The organism is Burkholderia sp. F1 (assembly GCF_050813845.1).
Classification (GTDB): Bacteria; Pseudomonadota; Gammaproteobacteria; order Burkholderiales; family Burkholderiaceae; genus Burkholderia; species Burkholderia ubonensis.
Genome location: NZ_CP172422.1, coordinates 2,649,640 through 2,664,339 on the forward strand (window position 1 = coordinate 2,649,640; position 14,700 = coordinate 2,664,339).

Genomic DNA, 14,700 nt, shown 5'->3' on the forward strand with positions numbered 1-14,700 from the left:
TACTGACGGGCCTGACATTTCCGGAGTGAATCCTTGGTTCAGATCTTCGCGCTGATCGGCGCGTTGTTCCTGGTGGCCCTCAACGGCTTTTTCGTCGCGGCCGAATTCGGCCTCGTCAAGCTGCGCGCGACGCGCGTCAAGACACTTGCCCGCAAGCACGGCCTGCGCGGTCGCATCCTCGGCGTCGTGCACGGGCGTCTCGATGCGTACCTCTCCGCGTGCCAGCTCGGCATCACGCTCGCATCGCTCGGCCTCGGCTGGATCGGCGAGCCCGCGTTCGCGGAACTGATCGGCCCGCTGCTCGACCTGATCGGCGTGCAGTCGGCGCAGCTCGTGCACCTGATCTCGCTGGTGTTCGCGTTCTCGCTGATCTCGTTCCTGCACATCGTCGTCGGCGAGCTCGCGCCGAAATCGATGGCGATCCGCCAGGCCGAGAAGGTCGGCCTGTGGGTCGCACTGCCGCTCTACGCGTTCTACTGGGCGATGTACCCGGCGATCTGGGTGCTCAACAACAGCGCGAACGCGGTGCTGAAGCTCGCGGGCCTGTCGGCCGACCACGGCGGCGACGCGCACTACTCGACCGACGAGCTGAAGCTGATCCTGCGCAGCCGCCGCAGCAGCGCCGGCAACCCGTCGCAGCCGGCCCGCGGCGCGTACAGCAACGACGAGTGGAACACGCTCGCGCATTCGCTCGACTTCTCGTCGATGACCGTGTCCGACCTGATGCGGCCGGCCCACGAGATGATCGGCCTGCGCCGCGACATCCCGCTGCCGGACAACATGGAGATCGTCGCGCGGCACCGGTTCAGCCGCTATCCGCTGTTCGAGGACGCGTCGCGCGAACAGGTGAGCGGGCTGATCCACCTGAAGGACCTGCTGCTCGCGCGCCACGCGGGCGCGGCGCTCGACGACCTGTCCGACTATGTGCGGCCGGTGCAGTACGTGAAGCCGGACACGCCGGCGCTGGACCTGTTCCGCCGCTTCCGCAAGGGCGCGCCGCATTTCGCGCTGGTCGGCAAGAAGGGCGAGAAGCCGATCGGCTACCTGACGCTCGACAACCTGCTCGGCGCGCTCGTCGGCCAGATCCACGACGAGTTCCGCCAGGGCGACTCGGACTGGGCCCGCCTCGACGACGGCACGCTGATGGGCAAGGGCAGCCTGCCCGTCGTGTCGCTCGAGCAGGCGCTCGGCATCGACATCGACGAGGGGCGCGCGGAATCCGTCGGCGGCCTCGTCATCCAGGCACTGAACGACCTGCCGAGCGAAGGCCAGCGGGTGTCGTTCGACCGCTTCGACGTCGTCGTGAAGAAGATGAACGGGCCGCGCATCGTACTCGTGCGCGTGTATCCGAAGGTTGCGAAGGAAGCCGACGAATGACGGCGCGCGCCCGCCGCCCCGGCCGCCGGCGCGTCGCGCGATGAGCGCGCCGCTGCCGCCCTGCTGCGTGATCACGCCGGAGCCGGCTTCCGCGTCGGACGCGGACTGCCGCGCGTTCCTCGACCGGCTGTCGGCCGTGCTCGCGCGTGGCGAGACGCTCGTGCAGTTGCGCGTGAAGTCGTTCGACGCGGCGGCGTTCGCGCGGCTCGCGGCCGACGCGCTCGCGCGCTGCGAAGCGACCGGCGCGCCCGGCGCGCGGCTGGTGCTCAACGGCAGGATCGATGCGCAGACGCTGACGCAACTCGGCGGCGCAGGCTGGCACCTCGACGGCGCCGCGCTGCGCGCGGCCACCCGCCGGCCGCTGCCGCCCGCGCGGCTCGTGTCCGCCGCGTGCCATACGCTCGACGACCTGAAGCACGCCGAACGCATCGGCGTGGACTTCGTCACGCTGTCGCCGGTGCTGCCGACGCTCAGCCACCCCGGCGCGCCGACGCTCGGCTGGGCCCGCTTCGAGGAATGGGCCGCGCAGGTCGCGGTGCCCGTCTACGCGCTGGGCGGGATGACCCGCGACCAGCTCGCCGACGCGCGCCGCCACGGCGCGCACGGCATCGCGGGGATCCGCGGCTTCTGGTAGCGGGTTCGCGCGCGGCGGCGCTCAGGCAAGCATCCCGCGCCATGCGCCGTCGTCGATCCGGCGCACGTCGTGCGTCAGCGCATACTGGTTGACGTCGCCCGTCAGCCACGCGACGAGCGAATACGGCGGCAGCTCGCCGCCGTCGACCCGGTCGCGCGCGCGGCCCGGCGTCTCGAACACCACCATCCCCGCCGGCGCGTCGAATGGCACGCCATCCGGCGACAGGTTCAGCGCGATGCTGAGCGTCTCGCCGTCGGCGAGCCGCCACGACGCGAGCAGCGCATCGGCCTCGCCGGTGCTGCCCGTGCGCAGCGTGTGCGCATCCTGCGGCCGGCATTCGGCCAGGCGCGGCGCAATCAGCTTCGCGCGCACCGCCAGCGCCGACTGCACGAAATGCGCGCGCTCGAGATCGCGCGCGGTTTCGTCGAAGATCAGCGGAATCTGCGGCGTCAGCAGCGACAGCGCGAGCGCGGCGAGGCCCGCTTCGCGATCCTGGCCGCTGTCCCGCCACGCGCCGTCCGACAGCACGAGCGACGTCAGCGGCAGCGCCGCGTCGGCCGGGCCGCCTTCGCTTTGCGCCGCCGGCTGGAACGCGGCGCCGGCGGCCGTCAGCGCCCGCGCGAGCGTATGGATCGACTGATGCGACGAGATCCCTTCATGACCGGACGCGTCGCGGCCGGTCAGCCGGTGCAGCGCGCGTTCGCCGCAGCCGTTCCATTGCGCGTCGAAATGCGTGTCGGCAAGATGCGCCGGATGCCGCTCGCTGCCGAGCACCAGGTGGATCAGCCGGTCGGCCGGCACCGCCGCGCGCACGCGGTCCGCGATCTCGCGCAGCCACGTGATGCCGATGCGGTCCGCCTCGCGCAGCCGCAGGCCGTCGCAGCGATATTCGTCGATCCAGTACAGCGCGTTGTCGCAGAAGAAATCGCACACTTCCGGATGGTCGAGCGCGAGCGGCGGCGCCTGCAGCGGATCGTCGCGGGAGTGGAAGAACGGCGCGGCGTAATGGCGCAACGCGTCCGTGCCGCTGCCGAACCGCGCGTAGTCGAGCTCGAGCAGCACCGCGAGACCGTAGCCGTGCGCGTCGTCGATCAGCGCCTTCAGCGCGTCGGGGCCGCCGTCGATCGCGAGCGGCGCGAACGGCAGGCTGTCGTGCGGCGACGCGAGCAGTTCGAGCGCGGTCACGCCGAGATGCGCGAGCTGCGGCAGCCGGCGGCGCACGCCGTCGAACCCGCCGGCCATGCGCGGCTGGATCGCGTACAGCGCGATGTCTTCCCACGGGCGGCCGCGCCAGAACGTGTGCCGCCACGTGAACGCGCGCGGATCGACGACCTCGCTCGGGCCGTTCAGCCCTTCGGGCTGCGAGCGGGACGCGGGATCGGGAATCGAGACCGCGTCGTCGAGACGATAGCGGTAGCGCGCACCCGCGCCGCATTCGACGAAGACCTCGAACCAGTTGGGGCCGGCCGGCGACATCGGCACCAGCGTCATGCCGCCGCCGGTATCGAGTTCAAGCTGGACCTGCGTGCAGCCAGGCGCCCATACGCGGAAATGCGTGCGCGGCGACGTGCCGATCGCGCCGCACGGCTGGGCGCCGAACGGCAGGCAGTGAATATAGTGATGCGCATACGGATCGTGCGGACAATCGGACATCATGCGCTCCTCGTGCGTGCCGGGCTGCACGGATGCGCCGTCGCGACGGCGCAGGGGGCCTGGCATGCGGGTAGCCAAGCGGGAGGGAGTAGATGAGTATGCGCTGCTTTTTGCGCGGCGATGCGGGCGGCCGGACATTATTAATTGCGTATCGACCCCGGTGGCATGACGCGCGCCGCATGCGAACGGAAGTGCTGCCTGACACGCACGCCTGCCATGACGGCGCTCCCGCCCCTGCTCCGTCCGCGTCATGCTCACCGTCCACCGCCTGAGCAATTCGCGCTCGCAACGCGCGCTCCGGCCGCTCGAGGAACCGGGCGTGCCGTACGGGATCGCGCGGTACGCGGCTCAGCCCAGCAGCCCGGCCGCGACGTTGATCGACAGGCCCAGCACCGCCATGTTGAAGTAGAACGAAAGAATCGACTGCGACAGCACCGCACGCCGCGCCGGGCGGCCGCCGAGCGCCACGTCGGCGGTCTGCGACGCAACCGCGATCGTGAACGCGAAATACAGGAAGTCCCAGTAGTCGGGTTCGAGCTTCGTGTCCGGGAAGCGGAGCGCGCGCTCGCTGGCCGGCGACGCGTAGTACAGCCGCGCGTAATGCAGCGTGAAGATCGTCGGGATCAGGAACCATGCTCCGAACAGCGTCGCGGCCGTCACCGCGTAGTGGCCGAGCCCCGCGCGAAAGCCCACGCCCTTGGCCGTCGCGAGCTCGATCGCGATGGCCGCGACGCTCGCGACGGTCGCGAAGCAGATGATCGTCAGCACGGTGGTCGCGTTCTCGTCCTCGCGGATCGCGATCTCGCGCACCTGGTGGTGGTGCGCGGTCACCATGCGCACCCACATCAGCGCGAGATACAGCCACACCGCGACATCCCAGCCGATCAGCGCGCGCACCGTCGGGCGCAGCGGTAGCGGCAGCAGCAGCGCACACAGCAAGCCTGCGATGAACGCCGCCACCAGGCGCGGCCGGTTGCGTAATACCTGCGGATAAAGTGTCATATTGAGTTTCCGTAAGCGAATGAAAGGCGCCGGTCAGCCCGGGGCATTCGGGCTGGTACCGCCCCGATTATCGCCATTCCGACAGGTCGTGGCGATGATCGCAAGCGCCTAAGATATGGGGATGACTGCCACCCCTGCCCTCCGCCGCCATCCCGCGAACACCGTCGGCCGCGACTTCGTGGTCGGCGACCTTCACGGCTGCCTCGATGCGCTGCGCGCGCTGCTGCACGAGATCCGCTTCGATCCGGCATGCGACCGCCTGTTCTGCGTCGGCGACCTCGTCGATCGCGGCCCCGAATCCGAAGCCGCGCTCGACCTGCTCGATCGCCCGTGGTGCCACGTGGTGCGCGGCAATCACGAGGAAGTGCTGAGCCTCGTCGCGCGCGGCAAGCTGGCGCCCGACGCGTGGCGCGGCATCGGCGGCGACTGGGGCGCGGACCTGCCGCCGCAGCGGCTGCGCGAACATGCGGCGCGCGTCGACGCGCTGCCGCTCGTGCGCGTGGTTGGCGACGGGCCGGAGCGCTTCAACGTGCTGCATGCGGAATTCTTCGGCGACGACGCCGAGCTCGATACGGGCCACTACGCGCCCGACGTGCGCGAGCGGCTGATCTGGGGCCGCGATCTCGTCCAGGGGCTCGCCGACCCCGCCTGGCAGCACGGGCTGTCGCTCACGTGCAGCGGCCATACGCCGGTGCGCGCGCCGCTGCGGATCGGCTCGCAGTGGTACATCGACACGGGCGCGTTCGCGCCGGCAGGACGGCTCACGCTCGTCGAGCCGCGCACCGGGAGCAGCTGGTCGGTGACGCAGGCGCAAGCGCGCGAAAGGCGGGCGGAGCAGTGGCCGTTGCCGTGACGCGCGGCAGCGCCTTCCCTGCCGGCCGCTGCTACCCGACCTGACTCAGTTCGTACACCGCATCGATCCCCGCGCCGTTCCAGTTGTATTCGAGATAGGCCGCGTGATGACAGTCGCGCAGGATCGTGGTGCGGAACGCCGCCAGGCATTCACCGAGCGGATCGCGCACCGACGGATAGACGACCCCCGCGCCGCCCGCGTCGCGCACCGCGCGGCCGAGCGCCTGCCCCGCCGCGTAGTTGAGCGGATGCAGCAGCGCCGGATCGCGCTCCGGCCACGTGCGCACGTCGGCCACGTCGCCTTGCGCGACCACCGTGTACAGCCGCATCTGCTGGCGCATCGGCGGCTCCTTCGTCGCGGCCAGGAACAGCCCGCTGTGGTAGCGCGTCTCGGCGATCGCCGCGTCGCGCGACCGCGCGCAGTAGAACACGCCGTAGCGGCCGTCCGAGAAGCGGCTGCCCTGCGGATTCAGGTGGGTGAATGCAGCCATGATCGGCCCCCAGCCGAGCCCGTAGCGGCGCTCCTCGGGCGGCACCAGGTCGAGCGTGCCGACCTCGTTGCGGATGCGGTCGTTGGTCAGCGATTCGAGCGCGTAGAGCGCGTCGAAGTCGTCCGCCGACGCGACGCGGTCGAACAGGTTGATCGCCGGAAAGCGGGTGGGGATGACGCGATAGGCGGGCGTCCAGTCGAGGGCCGTCGTCGGCCAGTTCATCAACGCGTCGGGATTGTTCACGCCCATCCGCCTCGCATCGCGTCGAGATACTGGCGGACCGCGACGAGATCGCCGACGTTGCCCGCCAGCATGCGGTCCAGCGCGCGCTTGCCGCCGAACGGCGCGGCGTCGTTCGGGCGCTTGACCCACGCGTCGGCGGCCGCCGATTGCGGCAGCAGGATCTGCAGCGCCTTGTAGATGCCGAGCAGCAGCGACAGCCGTTCGAGCGTGTCGCGCGGCAGGCGCGCCGATTCCGGCGCCGCCTTCCACTTGAAGAACGTCGACCGGCCGGGCGAGCCGAGCAGCACGATCTGCTCGTCGATCGTCAGTTCCCAGTCGCGCGCGATGTTGAAGAATGCGCGCAGGCCGGCCGCCGACATCTGGGCGACCGAAGCCTGCGGCGGAACGGGATGCGGGACGTGAGCGGGCCGGGACATGAGCGTTAGTCTCAAAACGAATTCACTAACAAGATTAGTCCATTTTTGTATTTATGCAAGGGTCGGCACCCGGCGCTCGGTGCTCGCTCGCGCCAAAGTGATATTTTTTGTCCATTCTGGACTCCGATTTTATTTTCTGCGTTAATGAACGCGCGGATGTCTCCCGTCCGCCCCGGAAACGGACAGACCACGCCAAGGAACGCACCATGAAGAGACTGATTGCCGCCGTTTCGATCGCCCTGCTCGCGGTATCGGCAGGCCCCGCCGCCGCGAAGGACTGGACCACGCTGCGTTTCGGCACCGACGCGAGCTACGCGCCGTTCGAGTCGAAGGCGCCCGACGGCAAGCTCGTCGGCTTCGACGTCGATCTCGGCAACGAGATCTGCGCGCGCCTGAAGGCCAAGTGCGTGTGGCTCGAGAACGATTTCGACGGGATGATTCCGGCGCTGAAGGCGAAGAAGTTCGACGCGGTGCTGTCGTCGATGTCGATCACCGCGCAGCGCGCGGAGCAGATCGCGTTCACGACGAAGATCTACAACCAGCCGACGCGTCTCGTCGTGAAGAAAGGCTCGCCGCTGCTGCCGACACCCGAATCGCTGAAGGGCAAGTCGGTCGGCGTCGAACAAGGCACGACGCAGGAAGCGTATGCAAAGGCGTACTGGGCAAAGCAAGGCGCGAACGTCGTGTCGTACCAGAACCAGGACGGCGTCTATGCGGACCTGCTGGCCGGCCGGCTCGACGCCGCGCTGCAGGACGAGGTGCAGGCCGCGATCGGCTTCCTGAAGTCGCCGCGCGGCGCCGGCTACCAGTTCGTCGGGCCGGAGCTCGTCGACGAAAAGGTGCTGGGCGTCGGCGCGGGCATCGGCCTGCGCAAGGAGGACGCGGACCTGAAGGCGAAGATCGACCGCGCGATCCTCGACATGGTCAAGGACGGCACCTACAAGCGGCTCGCGTCGAAATACTTCGATTTCGACATCTACGGCGGCTGACGCGGCGCCCCAAAAAAGACGCGGCCGGACAAGCCGGCCGCCTCCCCTCCCCGCCGCCATGATCCGGCGGCGCCTGTCGTCCGGAATTCTCAGCCGCCGTTCATCGACGCAAAGGTCGGCAGCAGGATCCGGTAGATGTGGATGAACGCCGGTCCGAGCAGCACCGTCAGCAGGGCCGGAAAGATGCAGAAGATCAGCGGGAACAGCAGCTTCAGCGCGATCTTCGCCGCGCGCTCCTCCGCGCGCATGCGCCGCCGCGTGCGCAGCATGTCGGACAGCACGCGCAGCGAATCGCCGATGCTCGTGCCGAAGCGGTCGGCCTGGATCAGCATCGCGCAGAACGATTCGATGTCCTCGACGCCGGTGCGCAGCGCGAGATTGCGCAGCGCGGCTTCCTTCGTGAAGCCCGAACGCATTTCGAGCAGCATCAGGTCGAGCTCGCTCGCGACGACCGGGCTGCGGAACTGCAGCTCCTCGCACACTTTCAGCAACGCCGAGTCGAGGCTGAGACCCGCCTCGACGCACACGGTCAGCAGGTCGAGTGCGTCCGGGAAATCCTCGAAGATCACGCGCTGGCGCGACGCGATCTTGCGCGACAGCACGACGTTCGGCAGGTAATAGCCGATCGCGCCGAGCAGCACGAGGATCATCGACAGCGTGTAGCGGCTCTCCGCGAGCCGCGTGGTGATCAGCGCCGGCAGCAGCACGGCCGGCAGCGCGATCGCGAGCAGCGTCTTGGCGCCGAAATACACGCTCGCGGCGTTCGGCGTGCGCCAGCCGGCGTTCATCAGCCGGATCCGCAGCGGCGACGCCTCCCAGCCCTCCTTCGGCACCGACAGCTTCGAGATCGGCTTCGACATCTCGGCAAACTTCGCGACCCATTGGGACGCGACGCCGCCCGCCGCACCGCTGTCGCCGAGCGTCGCGGCGCCGCCGCCCGCCTGCTGCAGGCGGTGCTGCATGTTGCGCGGCACGAAGACGAGCAGCGCCACCAGCGCGCCGGCGAACACCGCCGCAAACAGTCCGCCGAGCATCAGGACTTGCATCAGGTTCAGGTTTTGCATGACAACTCCTCGATCAGAGCGTGACGCATCCGGTCACGCCGCGCGTCAGACATGGATCCGGATGATCCGGCGCATCCACAGCACGCCGAACGCCATCGACACCAGCGTGGTGGCGACCATCTTGATCCCGGCCGAGTCCTGCCAGAGCACCGCCAGGAATTCCGGGTTCAGCAGCATCATCGCGCCGGCGGTGGCGAACGGCAGCAGCCCCAGCACCCACGCCGACATGCGCCCTTCCGCGGACAGCACGCGAATCTTGTCGAACAGCTTGAAGCGCTCGCGGATCAGCGCGGCGATGCTGTCGAGCAGCTCGGCCAGGTTGCCGCCGGTCTCGCGCTGGATCAGCACCGCGATCACGAAGTAGCGCAGGTCGCGCACCGGCACCCGGTTCGCGAGATTCATCAGCGCGTCGTGCAGCGACACGCCGTAGTTGATCTCGTCGAACGTGACGCGGAACTCGCTGCCCATCGGGTCGGAAAACTCGTCGCTGACCATCCCGATCGCGCTCGTGAACGCGTGGCCGGAGCGCAAGGCGCGCGCGATCATGTCGCATACGTCGGGCAGCTGGCGCTCGAGCTTGCGCATCCGGCGCGCGCGGTTGCGCATCACGAACAGCAGCGGCAGCACGCCGGTCGGCAGCGCGATCAGCACCGCGACCGGGAACGGCAGCGTCGTGAAGGTCAGCGCCACCAGCACGAGCGGCGGCAGCGCGAGGCTCATGCCGACGAGCTTCGCGACCGACCAGCTCATGCCGGACTGCTGCAGCAGCAGGTCGAGCGAATGCACCCGCGGCATCGCCATCAGCAGGCGGTCGAACGGCTTCGCGTCGTTGAGCATGCGCTCCTTCAGGATCGACAGCCGCTCCTTCTGCACCTGCCCGCCCGCGGACATCGCGCGGATGCGCGCCTCGATGCGCTTCGCCGCGACGCCGTGCCGGGCGTTCCACCACTGGTAGAGCCCCTCGAACGCCAGCACCACCGCGACGAACAGGAGAATCACAAACGCGTAGAAGATCGGATCCATGGTCATTCCTCGTCTTCGGAGCGGCCGGCGCGTGCCGGCCGCTCCGTCAGTTCGCCTCGTAATGACGCGACGGGTCGTAGAGCGCATCCGGCAGGTTGATGCCGAACGCCTGCAGGCGGTCCGCGAACTTCGGCCGCACGCCGGTCGCGGTGAAGTGCCCGCGCACCGTGCCGTCCTTGTCCATGCCCGTGCGCTTGAACGTGAAGATCTCCTGCATGTTGATGATGTCGCCCTCCATCCCGGTCAGCTCGGCGATGCTGACGATCTTGCGCTTGCCGTCCGTCAGGCGCGCCGCCTGCACGACGACCGAGATCGCCGACGCGATCTGCTGGCGCATCGTCTTCGGCGGCAGCGACAGGCCGGCGATGCTGATCATGTTCTCGAGGCGCGTCAGCGCGTCGCGCGGCGTGTTCGCGTGAATCGTCGCGAGCGAGCCTTCATGGCCGGTGTTCATCGCGTTGAGCATGTCGAGCGCCTCCGCGCCGCGCACTTCGCCGAGGATGATGCGGTCCGGGCGCATGCGCAGCGCGTTGCGCACCAGCGTGCGCTGCGTGATCTCGCCCTTGCCCTCGATGTTCGGCGGACGCGTCTCGAGGCGCAGCACGTGCGGCTGCTGAAGCTGGAGTTCCGCCGCGTCCTCGATCGTGACGATCCGCTCGTTCGGCGGAATGAAGCCCGACAGGATGTTGAGCAGCGTCGTCTTGCCGCTGCCGGTGCCGCCCGACACCAGCACGTTCACCTTCGCGCGCGACAGCGCGTCGAGCAGCTCCGCCATCGGCGGCGTGAGGCTCTGGAAGCGCACGAGGTCGTCCATCTTCAGCGGGCACACCGCAAAACGCCGGATCGACATCAGCGGCCCGTCGATCGCCGACGGCGGGATGATCGCGTTGACGCGCGAGCCGTCCGGCAGGCGCGCGTCGACCATCGGGCTCGACTCGTCGATGCGGCGCCCGACGCGCGACACGATCTTCTCGATCACCTTCATCAGGTGCGCGTCGTCGTAGAACGTCACGTCGGTCAGCTCGAGCTGGCCGTGCCGCTCGACGTAGACCTGCTTGAACGTGTTGACGAGGATGTCCGACACGCTCGGGTCGCGCAGCAGCGATTCGAGCGGGCCGAAGCCGAACATCTCGTCGTACACGTCGATCGCGAGCTGGCGCCGCTCGATGTCGTTCGCGGGCAGCTTGTCCTCGTCGAGGATGCGCGCGATCAGCATCGAGATCTCGTGGCGGACCTGCTCCTGCGGCAGGCGCGACAGGCGCTCGAGCTCGACGCGCTCCAGCACCGCGGCGTGGATCTCGCGGCGCAGCTTCTGATAGGCCTCGCGCACCATCGCGCCGCCGGGACCGCCGAGGTCGGCGCGCGCCGCGACCTGCGGCACCCGTTGCATGGACAACTGATCGCGCAATGACATGATCGACTCCTCGAATGAATTCACATGGACTTGAGTTTCGGCGTCGCGCCGCGGCCGAACAGCCGGGCGATCAGCGGTTCAGTGCGTTGCGCGCCGCGCCCCGCGCGCACCTCGCCCTCGATCAGCTGCTTCGCGCAGCCCTGCAGCGCGCGGGCCACCGTGCAGTTGCGCGCGAGGCGCGAAATCGGGTGCCCCTGGTTGACCGATTCGAGCACGGTGACGGGGTCGTCGGGAATCACGTCCGCCGCGCGCATGCCGAGCACTTCCTCGAGCGCGGACCGCGTGCGCTCGCTCGCGCGCGCGTTGCGGTTCACGATCAGGCGCAGCCGATCGAGCGGATAGCCGAGCGACATCAGGATTTCCTGCAGCCGGCGCCCCGCGCGCACGTGCGGCATCGTCGGCTGCAGCACGAGCCCGATCTGGTCGCTGCGGTCGAGCGCGACCATCGACACCGGATTGAGGCTCAGGCCGACGTCGAAGATCACGAAGTCGTAGCGCGGCGCGGCGACGCCGAGGATCCACTCGAGCGCGTCGTCGCGCATGTCTGCCGCCTTGACGGGGTCGCCCGCGCCGGCCAGCACGTGGAAGGTGTCGCTGACCCGCGCGACGCTCGCGTCGAGAAACGCGCCGTCCAGGCGTTCGAGCTGCGTGCAGAGCTGCGGCAGCGTCGACGGCGGCGTCTCGTCGGTGACGAGGAACGCCGCGTCGCCGAACTGCTGGTTCAGGTCGATCAGCAGCACGCGACGCTTGAAGGTCTCGGCGATCTCGTACGCGACGTTGCTCGCGACGAACGTCGTGCCCGCGCCGCCCTTGCACGACATGAACGACACGATCCGGGTGTCGCCGCTGTCGCGCCGCGTGCTCTGCGCGGCCGCGCGCTGCAGCGCGTCGGTGAGCGCATGGACTTCGAGCGGCCACGCCAGCACGTCGCGCACGCCGGCGCGCATCGCGTCGAGCAGCGTGTGCTGCGACGCGTCGGCGCTCAAGAGCATGCAGGTCAGGCCCATGTGCAGCCGGCACATCCGCTCGATCGCGGCCAGCTCGGCCGCGTCGAGCGACCCGCAGTCGACCATCAGCACGTCGAACGCGTCGAGCCCGTCGGTGCGATGCTCGATCTGCGAAGGCCGGCCAGCCGCGCGCGTCACGCGGTAGTTGCCGCAGTCGGCGGCAAGCCGCGCGATCTGCGTCAGACGCCCCGTATCGTCGGAAGCCACGAGGATGTTGATCATGTTGTGCCTCGCTCGGTTAATTGCAGACCGTTCCGCCCGTCGACGACATCAGGCTCTCGCGGGGGAGCGTCGTCGTGAAGGGCGGCATGGCGACGTTGATCTTCAGGAACGGGATCAGCGTCTTGATCGTGATGTTCGTCACCTGCAGCGTGACGAACGTGCAGGTGCTGCGCGCGGTCGCCGCGTCGGCATCGCAGCCCGCCGGCGAATACGCGAGCGACACGTTCGCGGATTGCAGCATCGGCATCAGCGTCGTGATGCGCTGCTTGATCACGGTCGCGTCCGCGTCGCACACGGTCGCGGTGCGCGCGCCGAGGCGCATCGCCTCGCTCGCGGTGTTCCAGTAGAACAGCACGCGGCCGAACTCGCAGATGCCGATCAGCAGCGTGCAGAAGATCGCCGCGATCAGCGCGAACTCGACGACGGTCGCGCCGCGTTCGGCGCGGCGGCGCAGCGGGGAACGGGTACGTGGCTTCATGACACTTGCCTCATCACGGTGACGATGTTGCCGAAGGTGATCTGCGGCAGGCCGGGGAACGCGGGAATCGGCACGTACTTGTAGCCCTTGATCTTGACCTCGACCAGGTTGATGCTGCCCGACGGCGTGCCGCCCGGCGCGCCGTTGTTCGCGTCGTAGGTCGTCACGTTCGAGAACTGCGGCGGGTCGGACGCGTCGGTGCAGCCGGTCGTGTGCACGGAATCGCACACGATCACCATCGACGTCGCCAGCCCCGGCGCGAGTTCGGCGCCCTTCGCGCCGCAGGTCGTGCTGCCGTAGACGACCAGACACTGCGCCTCCGCGATCGGATACGCGGGATCGCTCGGCATGTACGTCGACAGATAGCGCGTGGCCGTGCGCGTCGCCTTGGTCAGCGACTCGTACTGGTAGACTGCGCGGCCGAACTCGGCGACGCCGGTGGCGAGCAGCACGAGCGGAATCATCACGAACGCGAACTCGACCGCGGCGACACCGCGCATGCGCGATCGGCGGAGCGGGGCTTTTCTCATGGCTGTCTCCGTTACTGGACCAGTACCGGCACTTGCGGGCCGACCGAGCTGGCGTCGCCGGGCACGCCTTCCGTCGCGCACGGGCTGCCCGCCGCTTTCGACGAGCCCAGGTATTCGAGGTGCGCGGTGATGCTGCCGGCGCCGCCGCCGCTGTTGGCCTGTACCGGGTCCAGCATCAACACGCAGTCCCACTTCAAAATGTCCGTCTTGTGGCTGCCGCCGCCGCTGGTCAGCGACGAACAGTCCACTTCGGGCGCGAGCGCGATGCGGCGGTCTGCGCCGTACGCCTGGTAGCCGCTTTGCGACAGCGCGGTGCCGCCGGTCTGGATGTGAACGGGGTTGTCACCCTGGTAGACCTGGTTCTGGAGCCGGTCCTGCACGAAGTGCGCGTAGGCATCGGGCGCGGCGTCGATGTTCGAGGTCGGCGAGAAACCCGTGTACGAGTTGTACGTGAATCCCGTGAAGTCCGGCGTATTGCCGCTCGTGCCGGCGGTCGGGGCCTTGAAGCCATGCCCGTAGATGCCGAAACGCGTGTTCCACGCATCCGCGCTCGCGGACATGTTCCCCGGCGAGCCGATCTGCGCGCCCACCGCCGGAAGATTGCAGTAGTTCCCGGTCAGCTCGTTGGTGATCGACGAATTGCTGTTCGATCCGTCGAGTGCGGACCAGCCGAAGTTTCCGCCGCTCCACGACGTCGCGGTGCCGAGCGCGGTGATCCAGTTGCCGGGCGAGTAACCGCCGCCTTGCTGGCAGATGAACACCGGAATCGCGCAGACCGTCTGCGCCGCGCCGACCGTCGCAACCGCGGTCGCGCCGACCGACGCGTTCGCAATCCTGATGCCGGGGATCACGTTCAGCGCCTGCATGAACCAGTTCGCGATGTTGCGCAGCGACGTCGTGCACTTCACGTACTTGATGTTCGCCGGCGTGCCGACCGCGCCCTTCGTCAGGAACGGATTGGTGAGCGAATCGCTGAACGTGACGCTCGAATCCGTCTGCAGCTGCACCTGCTGCTTCTGGAAGAACACGAAATTGAGGCTGCCGGCGGTGATGCCGTCCGCTTCCGCGATGGTCAGGTTGATCGCGCTCGTCAGGTCACGCGCAGCCGCCAATGCACAGGCATCGGCGCTGTTCTGCAGCTCGCTGCGCGTGACGTACAGCTTGCCAAGATCCAGCGCGAGGCCGACGAACCCGATCAGCACCGCCAGCGCGAGGGCGACGACGACCGCGACGGCGCCGCGCTGACGGTGGATGCCGCGAGCGGTGATTCGAGGATGTTGAGCGACGCGGGACATGGCACTCTCC

At 68.8% G+C, this 14,700-nt stretch carries 15 protein-coding genes; 4 read left to right on the top strand and 11 right to left on the bottom strand.

Annotation, left to right across the window (positions count from 1 at the left end; genetic code table 11):
* The first annotated feature begins 33 nt into the window (after positions 1 to 33).
* The gene (locus ACFIMZ_RS30370) at positions 34 to 1,377 is read left to right on the top strand and encodes a hemolysin family protein (protein ID WP_431823143.1); all 1,344 of its coding nucleotides are present in this window, start codon (positions 34 to 36) and stop codon (positions 1,375 to 1,377) included.
* Positions 1,378 to 1,417: 40 nt separating this feature from the next.
* A complete protein-coding gene (locus tag ACFIMZ_RS30375) occupies positions 1,418 to 2,011 on the top strand; it encodes a thiamine phosphate synthase (RefSeq protein WP_431823144.1) in 594 nt (197 codons plus the stop codon).
* A 21-nt stretch (positions 2,012 to 2,032) separates the two neighbouring features.
* Here ACFIMZ_RS30375 and ACFIMZ_RS30380 read toward each other — a convergent pair whose 3' ends face one another.
* Together ACFIMZ_RS30380 and ACFIMZ_RS30385 are read right to left on the bottom strand one after the other, a co-directional pair.
* Complete coding sequence (locus tag ACFIMZ_RS30380; protein WP_431825402.1) at positions 2,033 to 3,664, bottom strand: DUF3459 domain-containing protein; 1,632 nt, start codon at positions 3,662 to 3,664, stop codon at positions 2,033 to 2,035.
* A gap of 348 nt (positions 3,665 to 4,012) precedes the next feature.
* Positions 4,013 to 4,666, bottom strand: coding sequence for a DUF1345 domain-containing protein (locus ACFIMZ_RS30385; protein ID WP_431823145.1), 654 nt, complete (start codon positions 4,664 to 4,666; stop codon positions 4,013 to 4,015).
* A gap of 121 nt (positions 4,667 to 4,787) precedes the next feature.
* Between ACFIMZ_RS30385 and ACFIMZ_RS30390 the strand changes: the two genes are divergently transcribed.
* Positions 4,788 to 5,519, top strand: a complete 732-nt coding sequence (locus ACFIMZ_RS30390; RefSeq protein ID WP_431823146.1) for a metallophosphoesterase — start codon at positions 4,788 to 4,790, stop codon at positions 5,517 to 5,519.
* 31 nt (positions 5,520 to 5,550) lie between these two features.
* On the opposite strand, the gene ACFIMZ_RS30395 is transcribed toward ACFIMZ_RS30390, so the two are convergent.
* Together ACFIMZ_RS30395 and ACFIMZ_RS30400 are read right to left on the bottom strand one after the other, a co-directional pair.
* Positions 5,551 to 6,258 (bottom strand): RES family NAD+ phosphorylase, encoded by a 708-nt coding sequence (locus ACFIMZ_RS30395; protein ID WP_431823147.1) that lies wholly within the window; start codon positions 6,256 to 6,258, stop codon positions 5,551 to 5,553.
* Positions 6,249 to 6,668, bottom strand: coding sequence for an MbcA/ParS/Xre antitoxin family protein (locus ACFIMZ_RS30400; RefSeq protein WP_431823148.1), 420 nt, complete (start codon positions 6,666 to 6,668; stop codon positions 6,249 to 6,251). The genes ACFIMZ_RS30395 and ACFIMZ_RS30400 overlap by 10 nt, the downstream gene beginning before the upstream one ends.
* A 206-nt stretch (positions 6,669 to 6,874) precedes the next feature.
* On the opposite strand from ACFIMZ_RS30400, the gene ACFIMZ_RS30405 reads away from it, so the two are divergent.
* On the top strand, positions 6,875 to 7,657 hold the full coding sequence (locus tag ACFIMZ_RS30405) for an ABC transporter substrate-binding protein (RefSeq protein ID WP_431823149.1): 783 nt from the start codon (positions 6,875 to 6,877) through the stop codon (positions 7,655 to 7,657).
* 89 nt (positions 7,658 to 7,746) lie between these two features.
* Here the strand turns inward: ACFIMZ_RS30405 and ACFIMZ_RS30410 are convergent, their stop codons facing one another.
* Genes ACFIMZ_RS30410 through ACFIMZ_RS30440 form a run of 7 tightly spaced genes read right to left on the bottom strand, consistent with a single transcriptional unit; the run spans position 7,747 to position 14,690 of the window.
* On the bottom strand, positions 7,747 to 8,721 hold the full coding sequence (locus ACFIMZ_RS30410) for a type II secretion system F family protein (protein WP_431823150.1): 975 nt from the start codon (positions 8,719 to 8,721) through the stop codon (positions 7,747 to 7,749).
* Positions 8,722 to 8,766: 45 nt separating this feature from the next.
* Positions 8,767 to 9,744, bottom strand: coding sequence for a type II secretion system F family protein (locus tag ACFIMZ_RS30415; RefSeq protein ID WP_431823151.1), 978 nt, complete (start codon positions 9,742 to 9,744; stop codon positions 8,767 to 8,769).
* A 46-nt stretch (positions 9,745 to 9,790) separates the two neighbouring features.
* On the bottom strand, positions 9,791 to 11,158 hold the full coding sequence (locus tag ACFIMZ_RS30420) for a CpaF family protein (protein WP_431823152.1): 1,368 nt from the start codon (positions 11,156 to 11,158) through the stop codon (positions 9,791 to 9,793).
* A gap of 20 nt (positions 11,159 to 11,178) precedes the next feature.
* Complete coding sequence (locus tag ACFIMZ_RS30425; protein ID WP_431823153.1) at positions 11,179 to 12,387, bottom strand: AAA family ATPase; 1,209 nt, start codon at positions 12,385 to 12,387, stop codon at positions 11,179 to 11,181.
* 16 nt (positions 12,388 to 12,403) lie between these two features.
* Complete coding sequence (locus ACFIMZ_RS30430; protein WP_431823154.1) at positions 12,404 to 12,865, bottom strand: TadE/TadG family type IV pilus assembly protein; 462 nt, start codon at positions 12,863 to 12,865, stop codon at positions 12,404 to 12,406.
* Positions 12,862 to 13,365 (bottom strand): TadE/TadG family type IV pilus assembly protein, encoded by a 504-nt coding sequence (locus tag ACFIMZ_RS30435; protein WP_431825403.1) that lies wholly within the window; start codon positions 13,363 to 13,365, stop codon positions 12,862 to 12,864. Before ACFIMZ_RS30435 ends, ACFIMZ_RS30430 begins: the two co-directional genes overlap by 4 nt.
* A gap of 41 nt (positions 13,366 to 13,406) precedes the next feature.
* A complete protein-coding gene (locus tag ACFIMZ_RS30440; protein ID WP_431823155.1) occupies positions 13,407 to 14,690 on the bottom strand; it encodes a pilus assembly protein TadG-related protein in 1,284 nt (427 codons plus the stop codon).
* Between the last annotated feature and the right edge of the window lie 10 nt (positions 14,691 to 14,700).

What these genes read in the sequence shown, in the direction of transcription:
- ACFIMZ_RS30375 (WP_431823144.1), top strand. Translation starts at nt 1,418, where the DNA reads ATGAGCGCGCCGCTGCCGCCCTGCTGCGTGATCACGCCGGAGCCGGCT.
- ACFIMZ_RS30380 (WP_431825402.1), bottom strand. Translation starts at nt 3,664, where the DNA reads ATGTCCGATTGTCCGCACGATCCGTATGCGCATCACTATATTCACTGC.
- ACFIMZ_RS30385 (WP_431823145.1), bottom strand. Translation starts at nt 4,666, where the DNA reads ATGACACTTTATCCGCAGGTATTACGCAACCGGCCGCGCCTGGTGGCG.
- ACFIMZ_RS30390 (WP_431823146.1), top strand. Translation starts at nt 4,788, where the DNA reads ATGACTGCCACCCCTGCCCTCCGCCGCCATCCCGCGAACACCGTCGGC.
- ACFIMZ_RS30395 (WP_431823147.1), bottom strand. Translation starts at nt 6,258, where the DNA reads ATGGGCGTGAACAATCCCGACGCGTTGATGAACTGGCCGACGACGGCC.
- ACFIMZ_RS30400 (WP_431823148.1), bottom strand. Translation starts at nt 6,668, where the DNA reads ATGTCCCGGCCCGCTCACGTCCCGCATCCCGTTCCGCCGCAGGCTTCG.
- ACFIMZ_RS30405 (WP_431823149.1), top strand. Translation starts at nt 6,875, where the DNA reads ATGAAGAGACTGATTGCCGCCGTTTCGATCGCCCTGCTCGCGGTATCG.
- ACFIMZ_RS30410 (WP_431823150.1), bottom strand. Translation starts at nt 8,721, where the DNA reads ATGCAAAACCTGAACCTGATGCAAGTCCTGATGCTCGGCGGACTGTTT.
- ACFIMZ_RS30415 (WP_431823151.1), bottom strand. Translation starts at nt 9,744, where the DNA reads ATGGATCCGATCTTCTACGCGTTTGTGATTCTCCTGTTCGTCGCGGTG.
- ACFIMZ_RS30420 (WP_431823152.1), bottom strand. Translation starts at nt 11,158, where the DNA reads ATGTCATTGCGCGATCAGTTGTCCATGCAACGGGTGCCGCAGGTCGCG.
- ACFIMZ_RS30425 (WP_431823153.1), bottom strand. Translation starts at nt 12,387, where the DNA reads ATGATCAACATCCTCGTGGCTTCCGACGATACGGGGCGTCTGACGCAG.
- ACFIMZ_RS30430 (WP_431823154.1), bottom strand. Translation starts at nt 12,865, where the DNA reads ATGAAGCCACGTACCCGTTCCCCGCTGCGCCGCCGCGCCGAACGCGGC.
- ACFIMZ_RS30435 (WP_431825403.1), bottom strand. Translation starts at nt 13,365, where the DNA reads ATGCGCGGTGTCGCCGCGGTCGAGTTCGCGTTCGTGATGATTCCGCTC.
- ACFIMZ_RS30440 (WP_431823155.1), bottom strand. Translation starts at nt 14,690, where the DNA reads ATGTCCCGCGTCGCTCAACATCCTCGAATCACCGCTCGCGGCATCCAC.